This window comes from Herbinix hemicellulosilytica, assembly GCF_002904165.1.
GTDB lineage: Bacteria > Bacillota > Clostridia > Lachnospirales > Lachnospiraceae > Mobilitalea > Mobilitalea hemicellulosilytica.
On the sequence record NZ_CVTD020000028.1, the window covers coordinates 1 to 26,116 of the forward strand.

The window sequence follows — 26,116 nt, forward strand, 5'->3', positions numbered from 1 at the left end:
TTATAATAAAAGTAATCTTCATTTTAGGTATAGTCTGCAAGATTGAACTTCGTCAGTATCGTTATAAAATTGTAAAATAAGAAAGTTTATAAATAAAATAATTTAATTGGGAGTCTCGCTATGGAAACTCTTTTTTTTATGTCAATATAAAAGGCTTATTAAATAAAAGAATAACTGTTTGACATAGGTTTGCAAGAAAGATATTATTAATAGAGTGTATATAAGAATAGGTTGTTGAAAAAACAACCGATTTTTATATTTTATGTGGATAAGTTTCAGAAAGGAGGGGTTATATGTTTATTAAAAAAAAAGATTTGTTGAAACAATGGATTTCAGAAAGTGATAACATTGTATTTTTCGGAGGAGCCGGGGTATCAACCGAAAGCGGAATACCGGATTTTAGAAGTGTTGACGGATTATATAATCAGAAGTATGAATATCCTCCCGAAACTATTTTAAGTCACTCTTTTTTTATGGAACATACCGAAAAGTTTTATGACTTTTATAGGGACAAGATGATATATACAGATGCAAAACCGAATATAACTCATTATAAACTGGCTCAACTGGAAAGACAGGGCAAGTTGAAATCAGTTATAACACAAAATATTGACGGGCTTCATCAAATGGCCGGAAGTATGAATGTGCTGGAGCTTCACGGTTCGGTATGGCGTAATTTTTGCATGAAATGTCACAGATTTTATCCTTTGGAAAAAATAATACAGACTAAAAAAGTACCACATTGTGATTGCGGCGGTATTATTAAACCTGATGTGGTTTTATATGAAGAAAGTTTGAATGATGATACTGTGTCAAAAGCAGTAAAGGCCATTTCAATGGCAGATATGCTTATAATAGGAGGTACTTCTTTAAACGTATATCCTGCAGCCGGGCTAATCCGTTTTTATAAGGGCGGAAAAATGGTATTAATAAATAAGTCTGTAACTCCTTATGACAATGAGGCAGATTTACTAATTCAGACCGGTTTGGGAGAAGTTTTTAAGGAACTGTAACCTGACTTTTTGTTAAATAGACTGATAGGAATATGTTTTGTAATTTTCTTTATATAAACTAATAAAGATCTTATTATTAAAGGGTTATAAATAGGTATTCTGCCGTTTTAGAGGTATAAGTTATGTGGTATTATAGGAGTATTCTCTTTAAAAAGATACTTTAAACATAAGAGGAAGCCTAAAATAAATTGATTTATTTACAGAAAGGAGACACTATGAATAATAAAGAAAGCAATGTATATAAACTGACAGTAGGGGGGCTGCTTATTGCAATAGGGATAATACTACCAAGGCTCTTTCATATGTTTGGAACACCAAATTTAGGAAGGATGTTTCTTCCTATGCATCTATCTGTTTTTATAGCCGGCATTTATCTGGGATCGCTATATGGATTGGTTATCGGCTTTATAACCCCGCTTATTAATTCTTTATTTGGTATGCCTGTGTTTCCGCAAAATATTATAATGGCATTTGAACTTGCTGCTTACGGATTCTTTGCTGGCCTTATGATTTATTTGCTCAAGAATCAAAAAACAGCAAGGCCGGTTAAGGTATATATAAGCCTTATTACTTCAATGATTGCAGGAAGAATAGTGAATGCTTTGGTTTTACTTGTTATGGCAAAATTTTTGGGTATGAGTGTTCCTGCACCGATGTCGGTAATAAGCGCCACAGTATTCGGTATACCGGGAATAATAATACAGCTTATTTTGGTACCTGCAATAGTGTTTGTTTTATCGTCTCTTAAAGAAAAACATAACAGATAGTTTATTATATTTTATATGTAAAAAAATTAACAATATTTTATTTGACAGTTGCCTTAAATTGCGTTTTATTGTATATTTAGTAATAAATGCGCTACAATTTAATTAATTAAGATTTTATAATGAGGCGCACATATTATATTAAAGGAGGAAAATAAAATGAGCAATATTGACACTTTGTCAGTAAATGCCATCAGAGTTTTATCTGCTGACGGTGTGCAAAAAGCTAATTCGGGGCATCCCGGACTCCCCTTGGGAGCTGCAGCAATGGCCTATGAACTTTGGGCTAAACATATGAAGCATAATCCTGCCAATCCCAAATGGGTAAACAGAGATAGATTTATATTGTCCGGCGGACACGGCTCCATGATGTTATATTCTTTACTGCACTTGTTCGGTTACGGCCTTACAACCGAAGATCTGGCTCAATTCAGACAGGACGGATCTTTGACACCCGGACATCCTGAATATGGACATACTGTAGGTGTTGAAGCAACTACCGGACCTTTAGGAGCCGGTATGGCTATGGCTGTAGGTATGGCTATGGCTGAAGCTCATCTTGCTTCCGTATTTAATAAAGAAGGTTATCCTGTTGTAGATCATTATACCTACGTTCTTGGCGGAGACGGCTGCATGATGGAAGGTATTACCTATGAAGCAATGTCCTTAGCCGGAACATTAGGACTGGGTAAATTAATAGTTCTTTATGATTCAAATAAAATTTCTATTGAAGGTAATACCGATATTGCATTTACCGAAGACGTTAAGAAGAGATTTGAGGCATTCGGTTTCCAGACCTTAGTTGTAGAAGACGGAAATAATCTGGAAGAGATCGGTGCAGCCATTGAAGCAGCAAAAGCAGACCTTTCCAGACCTTCACTGATTATCGTAAAAACCAAGATCGGTTTCGGAAGTCCAAAAGAAGGTATGGCAAGTGCTCATGGCGAACCTCTTGGTGTTGAAAATGTAAAAGCATTAAGAAAGAATCTCGGCTGGCCTTGTGAGAATCCTTTTGAGGTTCCCGAAGAAGTTTATGAGCACTACAGATCTATTGCAAAGAAAAATGCTCAGGCAGAGGAAGAATGGAATAAATTATTTGAGCGTTACTGCAAAGAGTATCCTGAAATGAAAAAATTGTGGGATCAGTATCATGATGAAAATGCTGCCAAGCATCTGATTGACGATGAGAAGTTCTGGGCTTTTGATAACAAGCCTGATGCCACAAGAAATATTTCAGGCCAGATTATAAACAGAATTAAAGATCACTTGCCTAACTTTATCGGAGGAAGTGCCGATCTGGCTCCTTCAACAAAGACTCTTATGAAAGATGCCGGAGACTTCTCAAAAGATAATTATTCCGGACGCAATATACACTTTGGCGTCAGAGAGCTGGCCATGGCAGGTATCGGTAACGGAATGGCTCTTCATGGCGGACTTAAGCCTTTTGTATCCACATTCTTTGTATTTAGTGATTATGTAAAACCTATGGCAAGACTGTCAGCATTGATGGAAAAACCTTTAATTTATGTATTAACCCATGACAGCATAGGTGTAGGAGAAGACGGACCTACCCATGAGCCTATTGAACAGCTGGCAATGCTTCGCGCTATGCCTAACTTTACCGTTTACCGTCCGGCTGATGCAACAGAATGTATTGCTGCATGGTACTATGCTATTACTTCAACCAAGACACCTACAGCTATCGTTCTGTCTCGTCAGAATCTTCCTCAGCTTGCGGGCTCTTCAAAGGAAGCATTAAAAGGTGCTTATATAATTTCCGATTCTGAAAAGGAAGTACCCGATGCTATTATTATTGCAACCGGTTCCGAGGTACAACTCGGCCTTGGTGCTCAGGAAGAGTTAAGAAAAGAAGGCATTGATGTAAGAGTAGTAAGTATGCCTTCTATGGATGTATTTGAACAACAGCCTGAAGAATATAAAGAAAAAGTCCTTCCGAAGAATATAAGGGCTAGAGTTGCGGTAGAAGCCTTGTCATATTTCGGATGGGGCAAATATGTCGGCTTAGACGGAGCTGTTGTGGCTATGAACAGCTTCGGTGCTTCTGCACCTGCAGATGTACTCTTCAAGAAATTCGGCTTTACCGTTGAAAATGTTGTAAAAGCGGTAAAAAGCGTACTGTAATTAAATAAGCCAAATTAATATAAACAAGTAAAAACCGTCTGTTCAGTAAAACTGACAGACGGTTTTTTTATCCCGAAGATAATGTATAAAAACACTTTTGGTTCAATTTTAATGGAATTCTAACCTTGGAATGTTGAAAATTATTTTTATTAAATATACAATAGTAACTATAATTAGGATTGCTATGGATATGGGAGGGTAATTAAATGGCAAAAATTTTAATAATAGAAGATGAAATGAAGATTGCCAGATTTCTGGAGCTGGAATTAAGACATGAGGGTTATGACGTATTGATATGCACAGACGGGAGAAAAGGCCTGGAAACGGCTTTAAATGAGGATGTAGATTTAATTATTCTTGATATTATGCTTCCCGGTTTAAACGGAATAGAAGTATGCCGCAGAATTCGTCAGGAATCACAGGTACCTATCATTATGCTTACCGCCAAAGACGATGTATCTGACAAAGTAGCCGGACTGGATACCGGTGCCGATGATTATATGACAAAACCCTTTGCCATAGAAGAACTTCTTGCAAGAATTCGTGTTGCCTTAAACAGAAAAAGGAACCAGAAAGAACCCAAAAATGACATTCTTCAGATTGGAGATTTAAAAATAAACATGGCCAGCCGCAGTGTATTTTATAAAGATGATGAACTTACCCTTACCAAAAAAGAATACGAACTACTGGAATATATGGTTCGTAATAAAAACATTGTTTTAAGCAGGGAACAGCTTTTAAATCAGGTATGGGATTATGAATATTTCGGAGATACCAATGTTGTTGATGTTTATATAAGATATCTAAGGCAAAAAATAGATGAAAAATACGGAATCCACTTGATTTCAACTGTCCGCGGAGTAGGTTATATAATTAAGGATTAGTTAATTGGCGGAAAGGATTAATATGAACTGGGATAATTTTTTAGAAATTATAAGAAGGATATTAGTCAAAATAATATTGCCTATCAGAAAAAAGAGGGAGGAATTTTTAAGTAAATTCAGGTTTTCCATAATGTTTAGAATATCCATGGGTTATTTGAGGCTTCTTATTACTCATGGCCTTCTTCTTATGGCCGGTATCTTTCTTATATATATGTATACAGAAAAAGAAAACTTTGAAATTATGGCTGATAATATTATTGCATCCGTAAATGAAGATAATAAAATGGAATATATAAATCCGTATTATATTCAAGGATTGTCCATGAAAATTGAGAGGACTGATACCGGCGAAGAAATATATAATGATATAGCATATCAGCCTACATCGGATAAAGCTTTTTTTCATGGTATACATTTTGACAGTAAAAGTGATAAGAACATATTGGTTATTAACGAAGACAGGCAATTTTCGGTTGGCAATATAGTTTATAAGGCTACTTTTCAATATGATTTATCCGGCAGCTACAGAAATTTTCTTTCTATGTTATGGAAGCTTATAATTATATATGTAGTTATAGTTGCCCTTGTTATTCGTAAAGGAAGAAAAAGTGACGAAAAATTATTTGAACCTATCCGTGTTATGTCGGCAACCGCAAACCGGCTTACCGTTCATAATCTGCACAGTGAAAGATTAAATGTTGAAGGTACCCAAAACGAGTTAAAGGATCTGGCAAACGTTATTAACGATATGCTGGACAGGATTGAGACTTCTTACGAAAGCCAGAAGCAGTTCGTATCAGACGCTTCTCATGAACTTAGAACTCCCATAGCCATAATCCAAGGTTATGCCAATCTTTTGGACCGATGGGGCAGTACAAACAAAGAAGTTTTGGATGAATCAATCAGGGCTATACAAAATGAAGCCAGGTCCATGCAGGATTTGGTTGAAAAACTGCTTTTCCTATCAAGGCATGATAAAAAGACTTTAAAGCTTCACAAAAAAAGATTTAATATGAAACCTGTAGTTGAGGATATGGTCAAAGAGACCAGACTGGTTGCAGAAAACCGTATAATAAACAGCCCTGTTTTGGAAGATGTTATAGTGTACGGAGATGAGCAGGCGTTAAAGCAGGCAATAAGAGTGTTTATTGATAACGCTATAAAATATACCGAAGACGGGGACGAGATTACAATTACGTGTGAAAATAAAAACGGTGATTGTGTTATTACAGTAAAAGATACGGGAATAGGCATGACCCGCCAGGACGCGGAGCGTATCTTTGACAGGTTTTATCGGTCTGAATATGTAAGAAATAAGAATATCAGCGGTCATGGACTTGGACTATCTCTTGCAAAGTTAATTATACTTGCCCATACCGGAAAGATAAAGGTCCGTACTCAGTTTACAAAGGGAACCAGTTTTATTATAACCTTGCCTGACAGAAGGCTATTATCATAATATTGAACGGACTATTAAATAATAAATTTACGGTTAGTAATATGTGCAAAACGTATTTAACGACTGTAGCAGATATCTAAAATGAATTGATTTACAGCACAAATCTGCGTAACCGGCAAAATTCAATAAAAACATAATGCCGTTACCTGGGTGTCATAAAGGATATAATTTATGACATTCAAATAACGGCATATATTGTACGTATCAATAATTATATTAAATGTAATTAAAATCATCCTTGTTCGTTTGCCTGCAATACTAAATGGCATCTATAAGATATACTAAATATGTATAAACAGTATCCTTTTATTAAAAAATGGGCTGTTGCATATATAATTTGCACAGCCCCAATTAGTACATTATTCTATTTACTCAGCACAGTTCAATTTGCTTATATGTTCTTAAACTGAGCCATATAAAGGTTATAGTACAAACCTTTTTTGGCAAGCAGTTCTTCGGATGTGCCTTCTTCTACTATTTTTCCGTCATCAATAACAAAAATTCGGTCTGCTTTGCTTATGGTAGATAAACGGTGAGCAATTACAAAGGAAGTACGGCCTTTAAGCAAGGCTTCGATACCTTTTTGAACCAATATTTCCGTATGGGTGTCAATACTTGAAGTTGCTTCATCAAGTATTAATATTTTAGGCATGGAAACCATGGTTCTTGCAAAGGCCAAAAGTTGCCTTTGACCTATGGAAAGGCCCGTGCCTCTTTCTTTTAGTTCCGTATCGTAACCCTTTTCAAGTTTCATTATAAAGTCATGGGCGTTAACCGCTTTAGCAGCTTCAATAATTTCCTCATCGGTAGCATCCAGTTTTCCGTATCTGATATTATCCTTGATTGTACCGGAAAAGAGGAAATTGTCCTGAGTCATGATACCCATCTGTTTTCTTAAGCTTTCTATAGACACATCCTTGACATTATAACCGTCTATATATACATTGCCTTCCTGAACATCGTAAAATCTGCTTATCAGATTTACTATCGTAGTTTTTCCCGCACCGGTAGGGCCTACAAGGGCGATAGTTTCACCGGGTTTTACGGTAAAACTCACGTCATTTAGTACTTTGGTATCTCCGTCATAAGAAAATGATACATGTTCAAATTTTACTTCTCCTTTTATGGGCGGCATTTCTATAACATTTTCCCTGTCGGTTATGTCTGGCTTTGTATCTAAAATATCAAAAATTCTTTCTGCACCGGATATGTTTGTAATTAATTTGTTATAGAAGTTACTTAAATTCATAATAGGGCGCCAGAACATTCCTATAAACATACCGAAAGATATTAGGGTTCCTACATTACCGGTCCCTATGCCCATTATTTTTATAGCCACAAAGTATAAGGCAATGGTTCCGATACCCCAACTTAAATCCACTACTGAGAAAAAGGCATCGTTTATTCTTACGGCATCCATAAAAGAATCTCTGTGTTCCTTTAGTAACATATCAAAATCTTCTTCGGTTTCTTTTTCTGCCGTAAAACTTTGAATAATCCTCATTCCAGAAAGGTCTTCATGGATAAAGGCATTCAGGTTGGAGCTCTTTTTCCTGTGTATACGCCATCTTTGATGAGATCTGGTTTCGATAAACCACAAGCCGCCCATCATCAAAGGAAGGCTTATCAAAGAGGCAAGAGCCAGTTTCCAATTTTTTATCAGCATTATAACAACTACAGCACTTATGGTTACAAAATCCGGTATCAGTGTTGTGACACTGTCTGACAGCACATCTTTTAAGGAATTGACATCACCGATTATTCTGGCAAGAATTTTACCCGTTGGTCTGCTGTCAAAGAAATTGAAACTTAATTTTTGAATATGGGTATACAGCTCCTGCCGGATACGTACAAGAACATCGTTTGACATTTTTGCCATCAAATACATTCTTATTTTAACCAATAAAATAAATAACAGATTTATTGCCACTGCAAAACCTACAAGCAACAGCAGCCTTTTTACATCTCTATTGGCTATATGAACGTCTATGGCTCTTTCTATTAACAGGGGGTTTATTATGGATATGGCTACTGTAATCAGCATAATTATTATAACTAATGCAATAGTCCCCCTGTAAGCTAAAAGATATCTGAATAATCTGAGCAAAGTAGTCTTTTTACTCGCTGTACTTATGTGTTCGTCATCTTTAATGGCGTTTATTGACATTCGGCCACCTCCCTGTCATCAAAGCCGGTGTGATCAGTCATATCGGAAGAAACAGATTTATTTTCCTGTGATAATAATTTTTGATATTCGCCGTATTGGGCTAAATAGGTCTGATAATAGTACCCTTTTTGACTAAGCAGGGTTTCATGTGTACCCCGTTCTTTAATTTTGCCGTCTTCCAATATGATTATCTCGTCGGCATGTCTTACGGCGGATATTCTGTGGGCGATAATGATTTTTGTTGCCTTAACCTGAGCCAGTGACTGCTGAATTAAAAGTTCGGTTTCCATATCCAGGGCGGATGTAGAGTCGTCAAGAACAAGGACCGGGGTCTTTTTGGCAATAGCTCTTGCAATGCTGATTCTTTGCTTTTGACCGCCGGAAAGGCCGACTCCCCGTTCACCGATAACCGTATCATAGCCGTCTTCCATACGTTCAATAAATTCACTGGCCTGGGAGTATTTTGCCGCCTCTATGACATCTTCCTGCCTTAACCACCGTTTTTTCCCCATTTTTACGTTTTCATTGATAGTATCTGAAAAGAGAAATACATCCTGCATAACCAGGGATATGTTTCCTCTCAGCTGTTTGAGAGATAAATCCTTTATATTGACACCGTCAAGCCTTATTTCTCCTTCGGTGACATCATAGAATCTCTGGAGCAGATTAATTATTGAAGATTTACCGGTTCCTGTAGCTCCCATAATACCGATAGTTTTTCCTGCATCCAGACGGAAATTAATATCGGTAAGTATCTGTTTGCCGTTTAAAGAAAATGAAACATGGTCAAATTCAATAGATCCCTTTACTTCGTCAAGAACGACAGGATTTTCCGGTTCAGTAATTTCCGGTTTCTGATCAAATATTTTCTTTATTCTCTTGTATGAAGCAAATGCTGCCGCAAAATCGTTTGAAAGCCAACCAAGCATTTCCATGGGCCAAACAATATTCATTGAATATTCTGTAAAAGCACCTAAGGTTCCAAGTGTAATAGATCCTTTAATTACTTTGTAGCCACCGAACAAAATAATAATCATAGGAAGAAGCTTGGTAATCAGCTGAAAATAAGGATACAGCTTTATAAATACCTTGGACTGCTTCATATTTAACTCATAATATTGCTTGTTGTGAGAAAGAAATTTATTTATTTCATATTTTTCCCTAGCAAAAGCTTTTACCGTACGGATACCCGCTAAGTTTTCCTGGGCTACGGTATTAAGTTTTGCATTTTGTTCGCTTATTTGCTCATAAATGTTACCTAGCTTATTTTCCATTAATATGGCTAGGCCTGCCACAATCGGCAGTACTATCGTGGGAATTATAGCAAGGCTGGGGCTTTCCCTGTACATAAAAAACATGGCAATTCCCGTATGGATAGTAACTTCGAAAATAAGCATGCTGACATATCCGGTGGCTGCCCAGATCCTGTCAATATCATCTTTTACCCTGGACATCAGTTCTCCGGTATTGTTTTCGTCAAAAAAACTGATGGATAAGCCCTGTATATGAATAAACAGGCGTTTCCTTAACTGTGATGCTATTCTAGAACTTACAGTATCAAATATTAATTCCTTGAAATAAGCAAATACGGCCCTGCCCAGTCCAATTCCCAGTATGGTTAACAGTAACGAAAACAACAGGTTTACTTCGCCGCCAACGATAACATCATCTATAATGCGTTTTGTCACCTGCGGTGAAATCATATCCAAAGTTACCGAAATGACTGTGCATAAAAGGGCGAAAGCGTAAGCATACCAGTATTTTTTTAGATAATAAGATAATTTATTCATTTCTCCTCCACTTCCTGCATAACCTTGATGTAGATGTTTTCTGAACTTGATGAAGTCAATTACCTCCCCCAAAAAAGATATAAAATAAGCCGTGGCAGAAACACCACGGCTGGTAATCAGAAATTATTTTACTCGTTTTTCTTTTGCTGCAGACAAAAGAAATCGATTTTTCAAACATAAACCGATTTAATCATTACCGTGAGGTATTTCCACACAATAAAACACATATTCAGTTGATTTAAAATTACGGTTATTCATGTTGTTATTGATATTAATATTAAAGATCATGTGTTATACCTCACTTTCTATAGGATTCTTCCACCATTATATCCATTAAAGAAATTATTGTCAACCAGTAAATTTCAAAAAATAATTTTTGTTTAAAAAATAACATATAAAAATCTTAATTTTCAATTAAGATTTAATTTCTTAAAGGTTTGTTCATAATTTTGTGTTATACTTAATCTACAAAACTTGCATGACGAATTATACTTTTTTGTGAATATTAACAGATTGAAGGGTTGTGATACAATGGATCTGCCTGTTTTGTACAATGAAGCTGAGGAGTGGAACTATTGCTTAATGCTTTATAACGCAGCGCTTAAAGAATTAAACACTAAACTGGAAATCCTCAACAATGAATTTAAATTGTCTCATCAGTACAACCCGATTGAGCATATTACATACAGAATTAAAACCCCTAAAAGCATTGCAAAAAAGCTCATGAGATACGGTAAAGATGTAAATATAGAAAATATAATCAAATATATTAACGACGTTGCGGGAATAAGAATAATTTGCTCCTTTGTTTCCGATATATACAGGATTGCCGATTTATTAAAAAAAATGAGTGATATTAAGGTATTGAAAATAAAAGATTATATAGCCAATCCCAAGCCTAACGGATATACCAGCTATCATATGATAGTATCCGTACCGGTTTGTCTTTCCAATATAACTGTCGACACCAAAGTGGAAATCCAGATACGAACAATAGCCATGGATGTATGGGCAAGCCTGGAACATAAGATTTGCTATAAATTTGAAGGTGAAGCACCGGAACATATACAAAAAGAACTGAAAGAGTGCTCTGAGTTATTGGCTTATCTGGACAAGAAAATGCTTTCTTTAAGTAAGGAAATTCAAAATTACAGCCCTCATCCGGCAAATAACTATAGTTATGATACCAAATACAAATCTCCGGTAATAGAATCAATAGGAACAATAGTGGACGAAAGCAAAAGCGACAATATCTTGGATATTGGGCCAAATAACGGTAAAAAGAAAGAGAAAAAAGAAAAGAGGCAGGCCGGAAAAAATAGATTTTTATTTGGGTTTGGAATATGATAATTGTTAAAAAATAAAAAGGGTAACCACGGAGATACATTCCATGGATTACCCTTTTTTATTAATATATTGATATCTGTTTATATCAAAAACGGGTTTATTCTTTAAATAACATAAATATATTGCAGTAACGGTTTAGGACCGAATTAAAGTTTAATATTTTTTAATAAAGAAGCCAAATCGGTAGTGGCTTCGCCGCCCGTAGAATATGATACGGGCATATCTTCTACGTCTTCAACAACTGCATCTTTGTCTTCGACATCTTTCATGCTAAGGCTTATCTTGCCGTCTTTTATATCAATTATTTTTACCGTAACCGTATCACCGGCTTTAATAACTTCATTGGGGGACTTAATTCTTTTTTCGCTGATTTGGGATATGTGAAGCAGTCCAGACAAACCTTCACCTATGCTGACAAAGGCACCGTACGGCATAATTTTTTCCACTGTTCCTGTTGTTACAGTACCGCGGACAAGTTTTGATATTTTATTTGCTTTTTCAGTTTCTGCTTTTTGAATTTCTACTTCTTTACCGGATAAAACAAGCTTTCTGTTCTCCTTTAATGCAGTAACTATAACGGCTTCAATTTCTTTACCAACCCAAGATTCCAAATTCTCAATAAAACTTAGGGTTAATTGTGATGCAGGGATAAAGGCACGGACGCCGTAAAGATATGCGACAACACCTCCGTTTACGGCCTGTACTATTTTAACCCTTACAATACTCCTGTTTTCAAAATCTTCATAAATTTTATCCCATGCAAGTATTTCATCTGCCCGTTTTTTTGACAGCAATATATTGCCGTTTCCGTCATCAGTGCTTAAAACCATGGCAGAGATTTCTTCTCCAACCATAATATCCTCTTTTATTGAAAAAGTAGGGTCGTTACTTAATTCCTCAAGCCGAATTACACCCTCGGTATAATATCCCAGATCTACGTTAACTTCGGTATCCGATTTTCCGATTACAATGCCTTTTATAATATCTCCTTCGGAAATTTTTCTGAAAGACTTGTCAATAAGGTCTTTAAAATCATCCATGGAAGGAATGGGTTCGGCCTGTTCTGTTACCATTGTATCCGGTACTGCTTCCATTTGATTATTTTCATCATATTTTTTTAATTCATCGCTCATAACCGCAGTTCTCCTTATGATATTTTAAAATCAATTTTATTATAAGAGATTTTAGATAAGTTTATAGATAAATTATAGCAAAGTTAAAAACCTTTGTCTTTAATATTTAATTTTTTCTCCTATATAAAATACTGTGGCCTTTTTTTCCTATTCTTTCGATGCAGCCGACATAATTTAAAATATTTAAAGCTATGGATGATGTATTTTTTGAAAGGCCGCTTGCCAGGTGAAAATCACCGGAGGTAAATTCTTTATCAAGTGTATCTGGGATAAGAAGTTTATAATCATCCGGGCCGGCTATATAGATTTCATCAACTATATCAGTCGGAATCCGGTCGTATCTGCTTGAGCCTTTCTTTTTGTCTTTGCTCCATCCGTTTAAAAACCGGTATTCTTCTATATTAAGAAGCACTATTTTAAATTTGAGATTAGGTAAAGTCAGATAATTTTTTATTTTATACAATTCCCAAAAAATCATATACGGAGAGCCTTTTTTGGGCGATTTTCTCGGAGGGCTGACCTTTTTGGTTTCGGGGTCTATCCAATAAATCCATTTTATATACGGTATGGGATATACAATAGTCAATGGATAACAGTTTAAAAACACGGGTATTTTTTTTCTTAAACGGTTGAAGCCTTGGGTTTGTATCTCTATTATCTCATGTCCGTTAAAAATATCTGCGACATATCCGTTTATTTTTATCTCATGATTTTGTGTATTGAGATCATAATAATTTTTAAGTACGCAGTGAAGGGATTTTTCACCTAAGGTACCGATACCCATAGAAATCCTTTCATTTCCGATGACTTCGTCACATATTTTTTTAAATAATTCTTTATCCATAAGAATCCCTCCTGTAAATACAGGATACATTATATGGTCCGGATAAGGCAAGAAAAACCTTGAAAAAGGGCGGTCGGAAGAGTATTGAAAATTACGGTATTATAAGTTATTATAAAGTGAAATAATGACAATAAATAAATTTCGTGAAGATTAAACAAGATAAAAAAATTTAATAAAAATAAGAAGGAGAAATATCATGAAAATTTTGGTTACCGGCGGGGCAGGCTATATAGCCAGCCACACTAATTTGGAACTGCTTAATTCAGGATATGAAGTTGTTGCAGTAGATAACCTGTATAATTCCAGTAAAGAATCTGTAAAGCGAGTAGAAAAACTTACCGGTAAAAAAATAAAGTTTTACGAAAATGACATATTGGATAAAGATGCTTTGATAAATATATTTGATGAAGAAAAAATAGATGCGGTTATTCATTTTGCAGGGCTTAAAGCGGTTGGGGAATCCTGCAAAATACCCTTAAAGTATTATAAAAACAATGTATGCGGAACCGTTAATTTGCTTGAAGTAATGGCTGAATTTAATGTTAAAAAGCTTGTATTTTCTTCTTCTGCCACAGTTTACGGTGATCCAAAAACCGTACCCATAACCGAAGATTTTCCTTTGTCGGCGACCAATCCATACGGAAGGTCAAAGCTAATGATCGAAGATATATTAAGGGATCTTTATGCTTCCGATAAGGAATGGAACATAGCCATATTAAGATATTTTAATCCTATAGGAGCCCATGAAAGTGGAGAGATCGGTGAAGATCCAAACGGTATTCCAAATAATCTGGTTCCTTATATAGCTAAAGTGGCTTTGGGGGCCCTTGATAAAATTTATGTATTCGGAAACGATTACGATACTCCCGACGGAACCGGTGTAAGGGATTATATCCATGTGGTAGATCTGGCCATCGGACATATAAAGGCTATTGAAAAACTTAAAGAAAACCCGGGCCTGGTTACATATAATCTTGGAACCGGGCGGGGATACAGTGTTTTAGAAGTAATTCACAATTATGAAAAGGCTTGTAACAAAAAGCTTCCGTATGTTATTACAGACAGACGGCCCGGAGATATAGCCGTTTCCTATGCAGATCCTTCAAAAGCAAATAAAGAACTGGGCTGGAAGGCTGTAAGAGATATTGAACAGATGTGCAGGGATTCTTATAACTGGCAAATAAAAAATCCTAACGGATACGGCAGATAATTTATGCAATTTGATAGTACAATATCCAAAATTTGAAATTACTATTGACATTTTGGCTAAATTTTGATATTCTAAAGGAGGTCATACTGGAGGAGGTATTACCGGTAAACTTAGCGGGGGAGAAGAGAGGGTAGATAAATATAAAATAAGATTAGCTGAAACGTATGTCCATATATGGATGTACCTTTTCGGTTAATCTTATTTTTATTGGTCATTGCTGCTGTTATTGATATTACCTGAATTAACGGCAAGTATGTTTTTGAAGTTTCGGCATGCGGCAATAATTGTGATCTTTTTTGCACATCCTGCCTTCAAGATGAATATAAGATACATAATAAGGAAAAACTTAATACCGTAAAAGACAGTTGAATTTGCATTTTTATCTTTGTTTATTTTGGTTATTCATATATATATAATTGCTTTAAATCATAACTCTATTCTTACCTATTATAACAAATGTATAACGGTTGTCCGAAACCGATTATTAAGCAAGATTTATTGTATACTATCGTATAAATTAAATGAAATGATATATAAGAATTATCTATTACCGGTTATAAACAGAACATTTGACAAAGCAAAAAAGGCATGGTATACTTTGTCATAAATATCGGGAAAACGCTGTGAAGAGAAGAGTAATCGGTGAATGTGGTCGACAGAGAACCCCGGCAGCTGAGAAGGGGGGACTTACGGAAACCGACGAAGATGGCCTCGGAGCGGCACACCGAGGAAGTAATTCTTAGGCTGTGACGGCGGCATCCGTTATCATGCTAGGCTGTATTATTTTGCAGCGACTGAGGCCTGTATCGCGAGATATAGGCGAATTAAAGTGGTACCACGGGAAGTCCTCTCGTCTTTAAGTTTAAAGACGGGAGTTTTTTATTGGTTAGAAAATTCTTCCATGTAACTGCGTTTAAAATCAAGTTTCATAGCCGAATACTCCTAATCGTTATAAATAGATTAAAGAGAAAGGAAGGAAACCATGAGCAAAAAACCGTATTATATTACAACTGCCATTGCCTATACTTCCGCCAAGCCCCATATAGGCAATACTTACGAAATTGTTTTGGCGGACAGTATTGCAAGATTTAAGCGGTGGGAAGGATATGATGTGTTTTTCCAGACCGGAACCGATGAGCATGGCCAAAAAATTGAGCAAAAAGCCAAAGAGGCCGGAATCAAACCTAAGGAATATGTAGATAAAATTGCCGGAGAGATAAAAAGAATTTGGGATTTAATGAATACTTCCTATGACAAATTTATCCGTACTACCGATCCTGATCATGAAATTCAGGTACAGAAAATTTTTAAGAAACTATATGAAAAAGGGGATATTTATAAGGGATATTACGAGGGGATGTACTGTACTCCCTGTGAATCGTTTTTTACTCCTTCTCAGCTTAAGGACGGCAAATGCCCGGATTGTGGAAGGGAAGTACATTATGCAAAAGAAGAAGCATATTTCTTTAAAATGAGCAAATATGCGGACCGTTTAATATCTCATATAAAAGAGAATCCCGAATTTATACAGCCAGAATCAAGAAAGAACGAAATGATGAATAACTTCCTTATCCCGGGCCTTCAGGATCTCTGTGTTTCAAGAACATCGTTCAAATGGGGTATTCCGGTTGACTTTGACGATAAGCATGTGGTCTACGTCTGGATTGATGCCTTAAGCAATTATATAACCGGTATAGGATATGATGCGGACGGTAACAGCAGCGAGCAGTTTAAGAAATACTGGCCGGCAGACTTGCATTTGATAGGAAAAGATATATTAAGATTCCATACAATTTACTGGCCTATTATGCTTATGGCACTTGATATTCCTCTTCCTAAGCAGGTGTTTGGCCATCCTTGGCTTTTAACGGGAAGCTCCGGAGATAAAATGAGTAAGTCAAAAGGGAACGTCTTATATGCCGACGAATTGGTAAAATTGTTTGGTGTAGATGCGGTAAGATATTTTGTTCTTCATGAGATGCCTTTTGAAAATGACGGAATTATTACATGGGAGCTGTTGGTTGAAAGAATTAATTCCGATTTGGCAAATACTCTCGGAAATCTGGTAAACCGTACGGTTTCCATGATAAACAAATATTTTAACGGTATTGTAAGAGATGCCAAGGTTGAAGAGCCTGTAGACGAGGACCTGAAAAAAACGGTAACTGAAACACCGGATAAGGTAATTGCCAAAATGAATCAGCTTAGGGTAGCTGATGCCCTTACTGAGATAATAAATCTGTTTAAGCGCTGCAATAAGTATATAGACGAAACCATGCCATGGATTTTGGCAAAAGATGAGACAAAGAAAGAGCGTCTAGAAACAGTCTTGTATAATTTGGTAGAAAGCATATGTATAGGTGCAAGTTTACTGAAATCTTTTATGCCTGATACTGCCGACAAGATATTTGCACAGCTTTCTGCTAAAGAAAGGACCGTTGAGGAAATTAAAGAATTCGGCTTATATCCTTCTGGAACCAAGGTAACCGAAAAGCCGGAGATTTTATTTGCAAGGCTTGATATAAACGAGGTATTAAAACAGGTTGAGGAAGCAAAAAAAGCTGAAAATGAAACAAAGGAAGAAGTAAGCAAAGAGGAAAAGAAGGATGAGCAGGTTATAGACCTTGAAGCAAAACCGGAAATAACTTATGACGATTTTGCAAAGCTTCAGTTCCAGGTTGGTGAAATTATTGCCTGTGAAGAAGTTAAAAATTCCAAAAAGCTTTTATGTTCCCAGGTAAAAATTGGGTCACAGGTAAAACAGATTGTATCCGGTATTAAGGCTCATTATACGCCGGATCAAATGGTAGGAAAGAAAGTCATGGTTGTAACTAATCTTAAACCTGCAAAACTGGCAGGACTTATATCTGAGGGAATGATTCTTTGTGCCGAAGATGCCGAAGGAAACCTTTCTCTTATGGTACCGGAAAGACCTATGCCTCCCGGAGCTGAAATAAGATAATAAATTAATAAAACACATAGTGAATATTCACGTAATGTTATAAACATTAGTGATTTTCACTATGTGTTTTTTAATATGCCATATATCTATACGATTATGAAACGGTTTATCAAATATTTTTGCAATGCATTTTATTACGGCAATTATATAGCTAGGTTTATTTCGATTATAACTTATTTTGATATTTTATATCAGCTTGCTTTTAATTAGCTCTTTTATTTTCCAGCCATGCATCCAAATATTTTTCTATTATTCCAAATTGGGCGGGGCCTATATCAAGTAAAAACTGATGAAATTCTTTCAGGTTGAAATCATCGCCCAGTGCTTCCTCCGCCTTGTTTTTAAGCTCTGTTATTTCAAGATATCCTACGGCATAGGGAAGGTATGCGGCAGGTTCTTCCAGAAGAATATCGTATATTTTAGCCGATATTTCTTCATCATTAGAAAACTTGTTAATATATGAAACGGCTTCTTTTTTGGTCCATCCTTCGTAATGAATTCCTATATCGGCCCTGGCATACATAAGAAGCAGAATTCTGTTGTTAACCTCCAATAAATCCGCCAGATTGGGATCTATTCCGGCATATTTATAAGACAGAAATTCAACGTAAGTGGCCCAGCCTTCATCGTAGCCGACAAAGTCAAGGATGCTTCTTATTGGTGCAGGATTTTGACTTCTGAAATATACGTTCTGGTATAGGTGTCCTGGATAACCTTCATGGGCAACGGTTGTATAGATGGTAGCCAATGTTTCTTCATCATTTCCGTTGATATAAATATTGTTATTTGTATAATTATCAATGGCCGGCATAAGATACATGGCCGGACTTAAATAATCGGAAAGGGATTCGTGGACGTATTTTATTTCACAATTTACTTCTACCGGTTCAGGAAAGTCGGTTACTATGTCGTTCTTTAAATCATTAAGTATTTCTGCGGGGTCGGTTAAAGGGAAGGATGTAAAAGATTCAAGCTTATCTAAAATCCGGTGATCTGAAATAAGCAAGCGGTTTATTTCAAGAAATCCCTTATCTATGGCAGTTTCCAGCATATTTATAATTTCTTCCATGCTTTTTGCGGAACCGGTTTTATATTTTACCAGACATTCATAGTATGCCTGGCCTTCGGGATAGTAATATAAGCCTGCATTATTTATTCCGGTTCCTTTCAGGCTTTCTAAGGCATTTATCAGCATTTTGTAGGAAGGAATTACATATTCAAGAACCCTTTGCCTGTTTTCATTCTTATATTTTTCGGTTTCTTCCTGCGTCAAACCGGGAAAATTTTCGATTTTCTCATTAAAATATTCAATCAAGAAGTTGTTTTCAGGTTCTGCAATAAAGGCCGTACATTGTTCAATAATCCGATCGGCAACTGCATCGGACATAAAAAGGCCTTTTTCGGATTTTTCTTTTTCAAACTCAACTATATCTTCAAAGTAATCATAAACACAAGGGAGCAAATCCAGATATCTGTCAATATCGTCTTTGTCATAGAAATTAAATTCAGCAAGAAGAATTGGAAGCTGGGCCTGAAGTCCGGTGGTAGGTCCCAGACTTTCAAAATAGTATAAATAGTTACCCAACTCAATTTCGGTTTCCAGATAATTGTAAAGAATGTCATATGTAAGCTGCCTGTCGGCAGACAAAGCATTATAGTCTATATTATCCAGATCTTTTAAATATTGTTCAAATGTCATTAAGTCTTCTTTTATTTTTCTTACATTGTATTCACCCAGGGTTGCCTTGGTGTTTTTTATTCCGAAAGCCTCAGGATTAGCAAGAGAATAATTTAAGGATATGGAATCGGATTGAACCTCTTTAACAAAAAGTTCCTGTATAAAATTATCGAATTTTTTTTGATGGTATTCCGGTTTTGATGAGGATGTGCAGCCTGCGGAAAATAAGGCAAAAATTACTATAAAGGATAGTACAGAATATAATTTAATTTTTTTAAACATTTTACCTCCGTTGGTTAATTTTGATATCATTTAAGTTTATTCACGGACCGTTTCCATAAGAAGCAGTTCTTATAATAATTTGCTTTCGGTTAAGTTTTAATTTATTAGAACCGATATATAGACTGTAAACACTTAAAATTATATCAGATAATTGGGATTTTAAAATAAATATATGACCTTGGGAAGGTATGATATATATGAGCAGCAAAATAACAAATAACGCAAATAACGATATTGATCTTTTATTAGAAATACTTAGAAAATCAAGAACATTAAAAGCAAGTACAGAAAAGAAAAAAGAAAATATAACTCAGACAGAAACATCTAAATATATCCGTAATTCCAAGCTATCGTCAATCAGTTCCGATATAGACGGAAAACTTATGCTTTCAGTTAAAAATAATGACTTAAACCTTAGAAAGAACGACAAACAATTTCAGAATATAAAAAAATATATAGAAGATATTATTAACAGAATGACAAAAGAAGACTATAAGCTGCTTTATGAAGAAGGTTTTAGAATCGAAGATTTATCAATAGAAGCCCTTTCCTTGGCCCTACAATATATAAAAGAATATAATTCAACCGATAATTCCAGGGAAGATTCGGACCGTTCACAAAATTCAAAAGAATCAAAGGATAACCTGATAAGGAAAATGGAATCCTTTAACCTGCCGGTTACAAAAGAAAGTGTTGATCGGATTAATGGTGCCTTAAAGTTAAGTGAAGAGATTCCTAATTTAGAAAAAAAGGATGTATTATATCTTCTAAAAAAAGATTTACCTTTTACCATTGAAAATTTATATAAAGCAAGATACAGCCGCCAAAATAAAAGTACTGTAAAAAAACTGTCCGACAGTGACTGGCAGGAACTTCTTCCTCAGATAGAAGAAGCGATTAATAAAACCGGACTTTTTGCTGATAACAGTACTATTGACAATGCCAGATGGCTTATTGAAAATGACCTTCCTATAACAAAAGACAATTTGAAAATCGTATCGGGAATTGATAATCTTTCAAAAAATTATGACAAAGACCAAATTTTGAATAAGATTCTAAAAGGAATGCGGAACGGAGCATATCCTGAGGATGTAGTTTTATTGGATGATGATAAGCTATTGGACGGCGAAAGTACATATAGTACGGAGGATTTATCAGACCCTGATTGGGAAAAAGTAAAACACGTAATTGAAAATATTCATGAAAACTATGACAGTGAAATTATAAAAGCTGTAAAAACCGATCGGGAAATGACCCTTAAAGGCCTGGAAGAACTTCGGACTAGTGACAATACCGTAGAATATACCGAAGATGAGCTTACGAAAGAGGAATTGGCAAAAGTTTTAGCCGCAAAAAGGCAGCTTGAAGAAATCAGGCTTAAAATGACCGCGGAAGCAGCGCTGCGCCTTGAAAGAAAAGGTTTCAGCATAGATACCCGGCCTTTGCAGGAAGTGGTAGAAAGGCTTCGCTATGAAGAAGAAAACTATTTTAGACAGCTTTATGAGATTGAGGGAATAAGGCCCGACGAAAATCAGATAGAAAATCTTAGATTAACAACCCAAAGCGTACGTGAATTAAAAGTTATGCCCGCATATATTCTAGGTGCTACTCTTCATGAAAGAGATCAGCAAACCATGACAGGTTTACTGAATGCCGGGAAAAATATGCTGGACGTACTGGAAAAAGCAAAAGAAGCGTATGAACCGTTGCTTACTAAACCCAGATCCGATTACGGTGACAGTATTCAAAAGGCTTTTGCCAATATGGATTCCCTTATGAATGAAATGGGTATAGAAGATACGGTTTATAACAGGAGAGCCATAAGAATACTGGCCTATAACCGGATGGAAATTACTTATGAAAACATAGAACAGGTTAAGGCTTATGACCTTAAGGTTAATTATCTTCTTAATAACCTTAATCCTGCAGTCGCGGTTCAAATTATCAAGAATGGCATAAACCCTATGGACCTAAATATTGAAGAACTAAACAGCCTTATTGAAAAGCTGAAATCGCAAGGATATTCATCCTTGGAAAAGTACAGCAATTATCTTTATAAGCTGGAAAAAGAAGGTGAGATATCGCAGGCTGAGAAAAAGGCGTATATCGGTATATACAGGCTGTTATATCAACTTGACAAGTCCGACGGGGCAGCCTTGGGAGCTGTTATTAAATCCGGCCGTGAAATGACTTTAAACCATCTTCTGTCAGCCCTAAGAACAAACCAGAAGGTAAATACAGATTATAAGATTGATGACGAATTCGGACTTTTGAAGGATATTACATATGAAAATGAGACTATAACCGACCAGTTGGGTGCGGTATTTGAAAACCAGGCTGACCAAGGTAATTTTGCTCAGGGTGAAATTTTGCAATCTATTGTAAAACAGCTTTTAGACAGTTTAAGCCCCGAGAAACTTTACGGACTTCATCGAAAGATTAAGGAAAATTCACCGTATAGCACGGAAGCGGAAGTCTGGGATACTATTGGCAATATGACTGTTGAAAAGCTGTTTGATGAAATAAGGGATATGAAAACCGACACGGGAGCCAATCAGGATTTTTATTATGAAAGATTAAAAGAATTAAGGGAAATATACACTAATTGCGATCAGGCGATACGTTTCTTAAATGATTTTAAGCTTCCATGCACCACAACCAACCTGATTATGGCAGAGTATGTTCTTAGTAATAAAGATACCTTGTTCAAAAATATGAAAAAACAACTAAAGAAAACTGACGATTTAACCGATACATTAATTGACAAGAAAACAATGAATGAGGCTTATGATGAGCTTGAGAAAGAAGTAAACGAGTTAATTGACAGGGAATCCGAAGGTGAGGAAATAGATTCCTTTAAGCTTAACCGTTTAAGAAGCCTGGGCCTTCAAATGCAGTTTATAAGAAACCTGGCAAAACGGGAGTTTTACCATATACCGGTTGAAGTAGGGGGTAAAATAACCCATGTCAATCTGACTATAATTAGAGGAAAAGGTGAAAAAGGTAAAGTTTCCGTAAATTACACATCTGATAGCCTAGGCAGCATAAAGGCAGAAGCAACTATAAAAGACAATAAACTTAGCGGTTATTTCGTATGCGATAATGCCGAGGGTCTAAACTTACTTAAAGAACAGGCTGATAAGCTAAAAAGATACTTAGAGAATGAAAATCTCGATATTAAGCAGATTAACTTCTGCCTGCAAAGGTCACCGGAAAATATCCGGGGTTATATAAATACCGAAGAAACTCAAGAGACAGGTAATCCCGAAACCGAAAAGATATTATACAGGGTGGCGAAAGCAATATTAAATATGATTACATCAGCGGAAGAAACTGATATTGTCAGCCACAGGGAGGTTGCTGATTAAAATAATGTCTGCTGTCCATTCGTCCAAGGAAGGGTTGTGGCAGCTATGAAAAGAAGGAAAGGGGACGGACAATGAGAATTAATCATAATATTTCCGCTTTAAAAGCAAATAATCAGCTTGCAAAAACCAATAAATTATTAGATGCAAGTTTACAGAGATTATCATCAGGCTATCGTATCAACAGTGCTGCTGACGATGCTGCCGGACTTGCCATATCGGAAAAAATGAGAACCCAGATTTCCGGCCTTAATATGGCTTCAAGAAACGCATCCGACGGTATTTCCGTAATACAGACGGCTGAAGGGGCTTTAATAGAAGTTGAAGCCATGCTTCAGAGAATGAGGGAACTGGCTGTTCAGTCAGCTAACGGTACATATACAATAGAAGACAGAATTGCAATTCAGGCAGAAATTGATCAGTTAAATCAAGAGATTAACCGTATCGCTGAAAATACCGAATTTAATACAATGACCTTATTAAACGGCAATATTGACAGAAAGTCATTTTCCAATAATAACAGCGTTAATCTTATTTCTTTGTCTGATACCGTATCTGTAGGAAAATATGCAATAAAGATTACTCAGGATGCAAGACAGGCCGTATTGGTAGGAAATACTATTGACTTAGGCAAAGACGAGAATGACGTGCCGTATACTACTACAACAAGAAAAATAAGTGCCAGTGAAGCCGGAAAAATTAATATCAACGGAGAGACCGTAGAAATAAAAGAAGGGGAAACAATAGACGAAGTATTCCAAAAGCTGAGAGATGTTTGCGATGCTGTTAATGTAACAGTATTTGCGGCAGATCCGTCCAAACCTCTTGATACGGCTAAATATCCGGAGCTTGCCGGTTATGCCAGCGAATCTCTTTCATCAGGCAAATCTTTAGTATTTGTTTCAAAGGAATACGGCTCAGATCAGGTAATTTCGATTTATTGTGATTCGCCGGGCTTAAGCGAGCTTTTAGGATTAACCGTAGCCGGTACTGAGGTTCGGGGATATGATGCAAAAGCTGAGATAGATTTTTCCGTTGAAAAACCTGATTCGCTGTTTGAAAAAACAGCTACCGTATCCGTTCAGGGAAATAAAGTTACGGTTTCCGACCGTAATAACTTTAAGATGGTATTTGAAGTGGCTCCGGCTACCGTAGGAACGGTTTTTGAAGATACCGTGATTACAGACCCTGATAATGAGCCTACATATGGAAAGATAGACGATACGGTAACTTATACTCCGGTTGATATTACGGTAACAGTCCTTGATGCGGGTCCCATGGACCTTCAGATCGGTGCAAATGAAGGACAGACCATGTCCATCCGTATTCCAAGGGTGACTCCTGAAACTCTAGGAATAGATAAAATTAATATTGCGACCGCAGATGGGGCTCAAAAAGCCATTTCCTTACTGGATTATGCCATAAATGAAATATCTGCCATAAGATCAAAGCTTGGAGCTTACCAGAACCGTCTGGAACACGCTATATCCAATCTTGATGTAACTTCTGAAAACATGACAGAATCTTTATCCCGCATAGAAGATGTGGATATGGCCGAAGAGATGGCAGAATACACCCAAAGGAACGTTCTTGCACAGGCAGGAACCGCCATGCTCGCTCAGGCAAATGCAAGACCGCAGCAAATCTTATCCTTATTGCAGCAATAATTTAAGTTAACTGGATAAGGATGCAGAAGAACGGTGGTGGGAATAATATATGGATAAAGAAGCCATAAGGGCATTTACCGCAAGAATAACCCAGGCTTCCCGAAGTGAGCTGGTAGTTATCCTTTACGAAATAACCCTGGCTAAAATTGAAGAAGCTATAAAGGCTTTCAATGAAAACAATCCTGATATTTATGAGAAGGAGCTTAAAGGGGCGCAAAAATGCGTAAGCGAGCTTATGGCATGTTTGGATTTCAGATATAAAATTTCCTATAATCTGATGAGTCTTTACATATACGTTAGTAAGCAAATCATTAGCGCTCTTATGAAGCGTGACCCGATTACCTTGCAGTATGCCAAATCAGTTATGCAAAAACTGCTGACAGGATTTGAAGAGGTAAGCAAAAACGATAACAGCGGACCTTTGATGAAAAATACCCAACAGCTTTATGCAGGATTGACTTACGGGAAAGGAACCTTAAACGAAACTTATATAAATCCTAATAATAAAAGCCGGGGTTTCATAGCGTAATCTGACAAACAAAAGGGATTGTCGCATAATTCTATATCCTCTTGATTATGCGACACTCCTTATTTTTTTGCACAGCAGCTAATACTTAAAATTTTGTTTCAATATAACTGAGATCGGATGCTTTGGCCTGCTTTAATAAATACTTATATCTGTTTTGTATGGCATTCATTTCATAGATGCAACTGTCTATCAAATCCGGGTCAACAACATATTCAAACTGGGAATAAGCAGCCTCCAAAGCAATTTTTGTCTGATATATTTCTTTTAATAGACTATTTTCTTTTTGTGGTTTTTTTCTGAATAAAAATTTCATTTCACATCACTTTCCACCGTATTTTTTTATTAGTATAGTCAGATTTTTAACCATTTATTCTATCAGCTAGAATATTTTGGATAAATTTATATATATATATATTATAGGTTGTATATATATTCCTATTTTGTCCTGGCGGTGAAGATATGGAAAAGATAATATTTGCTATTATAATAGCAGTTTGTATTGTTTTTATCGGGATATGTATACTAAGACGCAAGCCGGATTTAATTCTTAATTTTGTACTTCGGGCCTGTGTCGGAACGGCAGGTATATATTTTTTGGATTTTATTCTCGGATTGGGAGGGTATCAGGTTGCCGTGGGGGTAAATGCATTCACTATATTATCCAACGGCCTACTTGGGCTTCCCGGATTTATCCTTCTTTATGGACTAGCATTTTATTATTCTCTATAATTTGGTTACAATGCCTGCCCGGAAGGGCTTTTTTTGTTTATTTTTACAAAATTCAACAAATCTCAACAGGAATATATTGACAATACAGTGTTGCGGCTGTATTATATGCTTGTTCCAAGTTCAAAAACTTCTGATTGAATTCTTAGCTTCT

Annotated in this window: 18 protein-coding genes and 1 other annotated feature; of the genes, 12 read left to right on the plus strand and 6 right to left on the minus strand. The window is 36.2% G+C overall.

Annotated elements, in window-relative coordinates:
- The first annotated feature begins 293 nt into the window (after positions 1-293).
- From HHT355_RS12555 to HHT355_RS12575, 5 genes are all read left to right on the plus strand, one after another.
- Complete coding sequence (locus HHT355_RS12555; protein WP_103203795.1) at positions 294-1,013, plus strand: NAD-dependent protein deacylase; 720 nt, start codon at positions 294-296, stop codon at positions 1,011-1,013.
- Between the two features lie 215 nt (positions 1,014-1,228).
- The gene (locus HHT355_RS12560) at positions 1,229-1,780 is read left to right on the plus strand and encodes an ECF transporter S component (RefSeq protein ID WP_103203796.1); all 552 of its coding nucleotides are present in this window, start codon (positions 1,229-1,231) and stop codon (positions 1,778-1,780) included.
- A 156-nt stretch (positions 1,781-1,936) separates the two neighbouring features.
- The gene (tkt, locus tag HHT355_RS12565) at positions 1,937-3,919 is read left to right on the plus strand and encodes a transketolase (RefSeq protein ID WP_103203797.1); all 1,983 of its coding nucleotides are present in this window, start codon (positions 1,937-1,939) and stop codon (positions 3,917-3,919) included.
- A gap of 206 nt (positions 3,920-4,125) precedes the next feature.
- Complete coding sequence (locus HHT355_RS12570; protein ID WP_103203798.1) at positions 4,126-4,803, plus strand: response regulator transcription factor; 678 nt, start codon at positions 4,126-4,128, stop codon at positions 4,801-4,803.
- Positions 4,804-4,825: 22 nt separating this feature from the next.
- Entirely contained in the window at positions 4,826-6,262 is a 1,437-nt protein-coding gene (locus HHT355_RS12575) for a sensor histidine kinase (protein WP_146039195.1), read from the plus strand.
- 391 nt (positions 6,263-6,653) lie between these two features.
- Here the strand turns inward: HHT355_RS12575 and HHT355_RS12580 are convergent, their stop codons facing one another.
- Positions 6,654-8,429 carry an ABC transporter ATP-binding protein gene (locus HHT355_RS12580; RefSeq protein WP_103203800.1) on the minus strand — a complete coding sequence of 592 codons (1,776 nt, stop codon included), beginning with the start codon at positions 8,427-8,429 and terminating at the stop codon, positions 6,654-6,656.
- A complete protein-coding gene (locus HHT355_RS12585; protein ID WP_103203801.1) occupies positions 8,420-10,219 on the minus strand; it encodes an ABC transporter ATP-binding protein in 1,800 nt (599 codons plus the stop codon). Before HHT355_RS12585 ends, HHT355_RS12580 begins: the two co-directional genes overlap by 10 nt.
- 531 nt (positions 10,220-10,750) lie before the next feature.
- On the opposite strand from HHT355_RS12585, the gene HHT355_RS12590 reads away from it, so the two are divergent.
- Entirely contained in the window at positions 10,751-11,566 is an 816-nt protein-coding gene (locus HHT355_RS12590; protein ID WP_103203802.1) for a GTP pyrophosphokinase, read from the plus strand.
- 146 nt (positions 11,567-11,712) lie between these two features.
- On the opposite strand, the gene HHT355_RS12595 is transcribed toward HHT355_RS12590, so the two are convergent.
- Together HHT355_RS12595 and HHT355_RS12600 are read right to left on the minus strand one after the other, a co-directional pair.
- Positions 11,713-12,699 carry a S1 RNA-binding domain-containing protein gene (locus tag HHT355_RS12595; protein ID WP_242967679.1) on the minus strand — a complete coding sequence of 329 codons (987 nt, stop codon included), beginning with the start codon at positions 12,697-12,699 and terminating at the stop codon, positions 11,713-11,715.
- 106 nt (positions 12,700-12,805) lie between these two features.
- Complete coding sequence (locus HHT355_RS12600; RefSeq protein WP_103203803.1) at positions 12,806-13,543, minus strand: hypothetical protein; 738 nt, start codon at positions 13,541-13,543, stop codon at positions 12,806-12,808.
- 196 nt (positions 13,544-13,739) lie between these two features.
- On the opposite strand from HHT355_RS12600, the gene galE reads away from it, so the two are divergent.
- Both galE and metG read left to right on the plus strand, forming a co-directional pair.
- On the plus strand, positions 13,740-14,753 hold the full coding sequence (galE, locus tag HHT355_RS12605) for a UDP-glucose 4-epimerase GalE (protein ID WP_103203804.1): 1,014 nt from the start codon (positions 13,740-13,742) through the stop codon (positions 14,751-14,753).
- Between the two features lie 614 nt (positions 14,754-15,367).
- Positions 15,368-15,614, plus strand: a binding site (T-box leader).
- A 121-nt stretch (positions 15,615-15,735) separates the two neighbouring features.
- Positions 15,736-17,715, plus strand: a complete 1,980-nt coding sequence (metG, locus tag HHT355_RS12610; RefSeq protein ID WP_103203805.1) for a methionine--tRNA ligase — start codon at positions 15,736-15,738, stop codon at positions 17,713-17,715.
- A 202-nt stretch (positions 17,716-17,917) separates the two neighbouring features.
- Here the strand turns inward: metG and HHT355_RS12615 are convergent, their stop codons facing one another.
- Entirely contained in the window at positions 17,918-19,675 is a 1,758-nt protein-coding gene (locus tag HHT355_RS12615; protein WP_158245966.1) for a DUF885 domain-containing protein, read from the minus strand.
- Positions 19,676-19,872: 197 nt separating this feature from the next.
- Here HHT355_RS12615 and HHT355_RS12620 point away from each other — a divergent pair, with 197 nt between their 5' ends.
- The 3 genes from HHT355_RS12620 to HHT355_RS12630 all read left to right on the plus strand — a co-directional run bounded on the left by HHT355_RS12620 (position 19,873) and on the right by HHT355_RS12630 (position 25,236).
- Positions 19,873-23,043, plus strand: coding sequence for a DUF6240 domain-containing protein (locus HHT355_RS12620; protein ID WP_103203807.1), 3,171 nt, complete (start codon positions 19,873-19,875; stop codon positions 23,041-23,043).
- Positions 23,044-23,114: 71 nt separating this feature from the next.
- Complete coding sequence (locus HHT355_RS13675; protein WP_158245967.1) at positions 23,115-24,707, plus strand: flagellin N-terminal helical domain-containing protein; 1,593 nt, start codon at positions 23,115-23,117, stop codon at positions 24,705-24,707.
- Between the two features lie 49 nt (positions 24,708-24,756).
- Positions 24,757-25,236 (plus strand): flagellar export chaperone FliS, encoded by a 480-nt coding sequence (locus tag HHT355_RS12630; protein ID WP_103203808.1) that lies wholly within the window; start codon positions 24,757-24,759, stop codon positions 25,234-25,236.
- Positions 25,237-25,321: 85 nt separating this feature from the next.
- Here HHT355_RS12630 and HHT355_RS12635 read toward each other — a convergent pair whose 3' ends face one another.
- Positions 25,322-25,549: a YaaL family protein gene (locus tag HHT355_RS12635; RefSeq protein ID WP_103203809.1), complete on the minus strand. Its 228-nt coding sequence runs from the start codon at positions 25,547-25,549 to the stop codon at positions 25,322-25,324.
- Between the two features lie 146 nt (positions 25,550-25,695).
- Here HHT355_RS12635 and HHT355_RS12640 point away from each other — a divergent pair, with 146 nt between their 5' ends.
- On the plus strand, positions 25,696-25,965 hold the full coding sequence (locus HHT355_RS12640; protein WP_103203810.1) for a pro-sigmaK processing inhibitor BofA family protein: 270 nt from the start codon (positions 25,696-25,698) through the stop codon (positions 25,963-25,965).
- Positions 25,966-26,116 lie beyond the last annotated feature (151 nt).

Coding starts and splice junctions, on each gene's coding strand:
- HHT355_RS12620 (WP_103203807.1), top strand. CDS start 19,873: ATGAGCAGCAAAATAACAAATAACGCAAATAACGATATTGATCTTTTA.
- HHT355_RS12600 (WP_103203803.1), bottom strand. CDS start 13,543: ATGGATAAAGAATTATTTAAAAAAATATGTGACGAAGTCATCGGAAAT.
- HHT355_RS12635 (WP_103203809.1), bottom strand. CDS start 25,549: ATGAAATTTTTATTCAGAAAAAAACCACAAAAAGAAAATAGTCTATTA.
- HHT355_RS12640 (WP_103203810.1), top strand. CDS start 25,696: ATGGAAAAGATAATATTTGCTATTATAATAGCAGTTTGTATTGTTTTT.
- HHT355_RS12575 (WP_146039195.1), top strand. CDS start 4,826: ATGAACTGGGATAATTTTTTAGAAATTATAAGAAGGATATTAGTCAAA.
- HHT355_RS12595 (WP_242967679.1), bottom strand. CDS start 12,699: ATGAGCGATGAATTAAAAAAATATGATGAAAATAATCAAATGGAAGCA.
- HHT355_RS12615 (WP_158245966.1), bottom strand. CDS start 19,675: ATGTTTAAAAAAATTAAATTATATTCTGTACTATCCTTTATAGTAATT.
- HHT355_RS12570 (WP_103203798.1), top strand. CDS start 4,126: ATGGCAAAAATTTTAATAATAGAAGATGAAATGAAGATTGCCAGATTT.
- HHT355_RS12590 (WP_103203802.1), top strand. CDS start 10,751: ATGGATCTGCCTGTTTTGTACAATGAAGCTGAGGAGTGGAACTATTGC.
- HHT355_RS12560 (WP_103203796.1), top strand. CDS start 1,229: ATGAATAATAAAGAAAGCAATGTATATAAACTGACAGTAGGGGGGCTG.
- galE (WP_103203804.1), top strand. CDS start 13,740: ATGAAAATTTTGGTTACCGGCGGGGCAGGCTATATAGCCAGCCACACT.
- metG (WP_103203805.1), top strand. CDS start 15,736: ATGAGCAAAAAACCGTATTATATTACAACTGCCATTGCCTATACTTCC.
- tkt (WP_103203797.1), top strand. CDS start 1,937: ATGAGCAATATTGACACTTTGTCAGTAAATGCCATCAGAGTTTTATCT.
- HHT355_RS12585 (WP_103203801.1), bottom strand. CDS start 10,219: ATGAATAAATTATCTTATTATCTAAAAAAATACTGGTATGCTTACGCT.
- HHT355_RS12580 (WP_103203800.1), bottom strand. CDS start 8,429: ATGTCAATAAACGCCATTAAAGATGACGAACACATAAGTACAGCGAGT.
- HHT355_RS13675 (WP_158245967.1), top strand. CDS start 23,115: ATGAGAATTAATCATAATATTTCCGCTTTAAAAGCAAATAATCAGCTT.
- HHT355_RS12630 (WP_103203808.1), top strand. CDS start 24,757: ATGGATAAAGAAGCCATAAGGGCATTTACCGCAAGAATAACCCAGGCT.
- HHT355_RS12555 (WP_103203795.1), top strand. CDS start 294: ATGTTTATTAAAAAAAAAGATTTGTTGAAACAATGGATTTCAGAAAGT.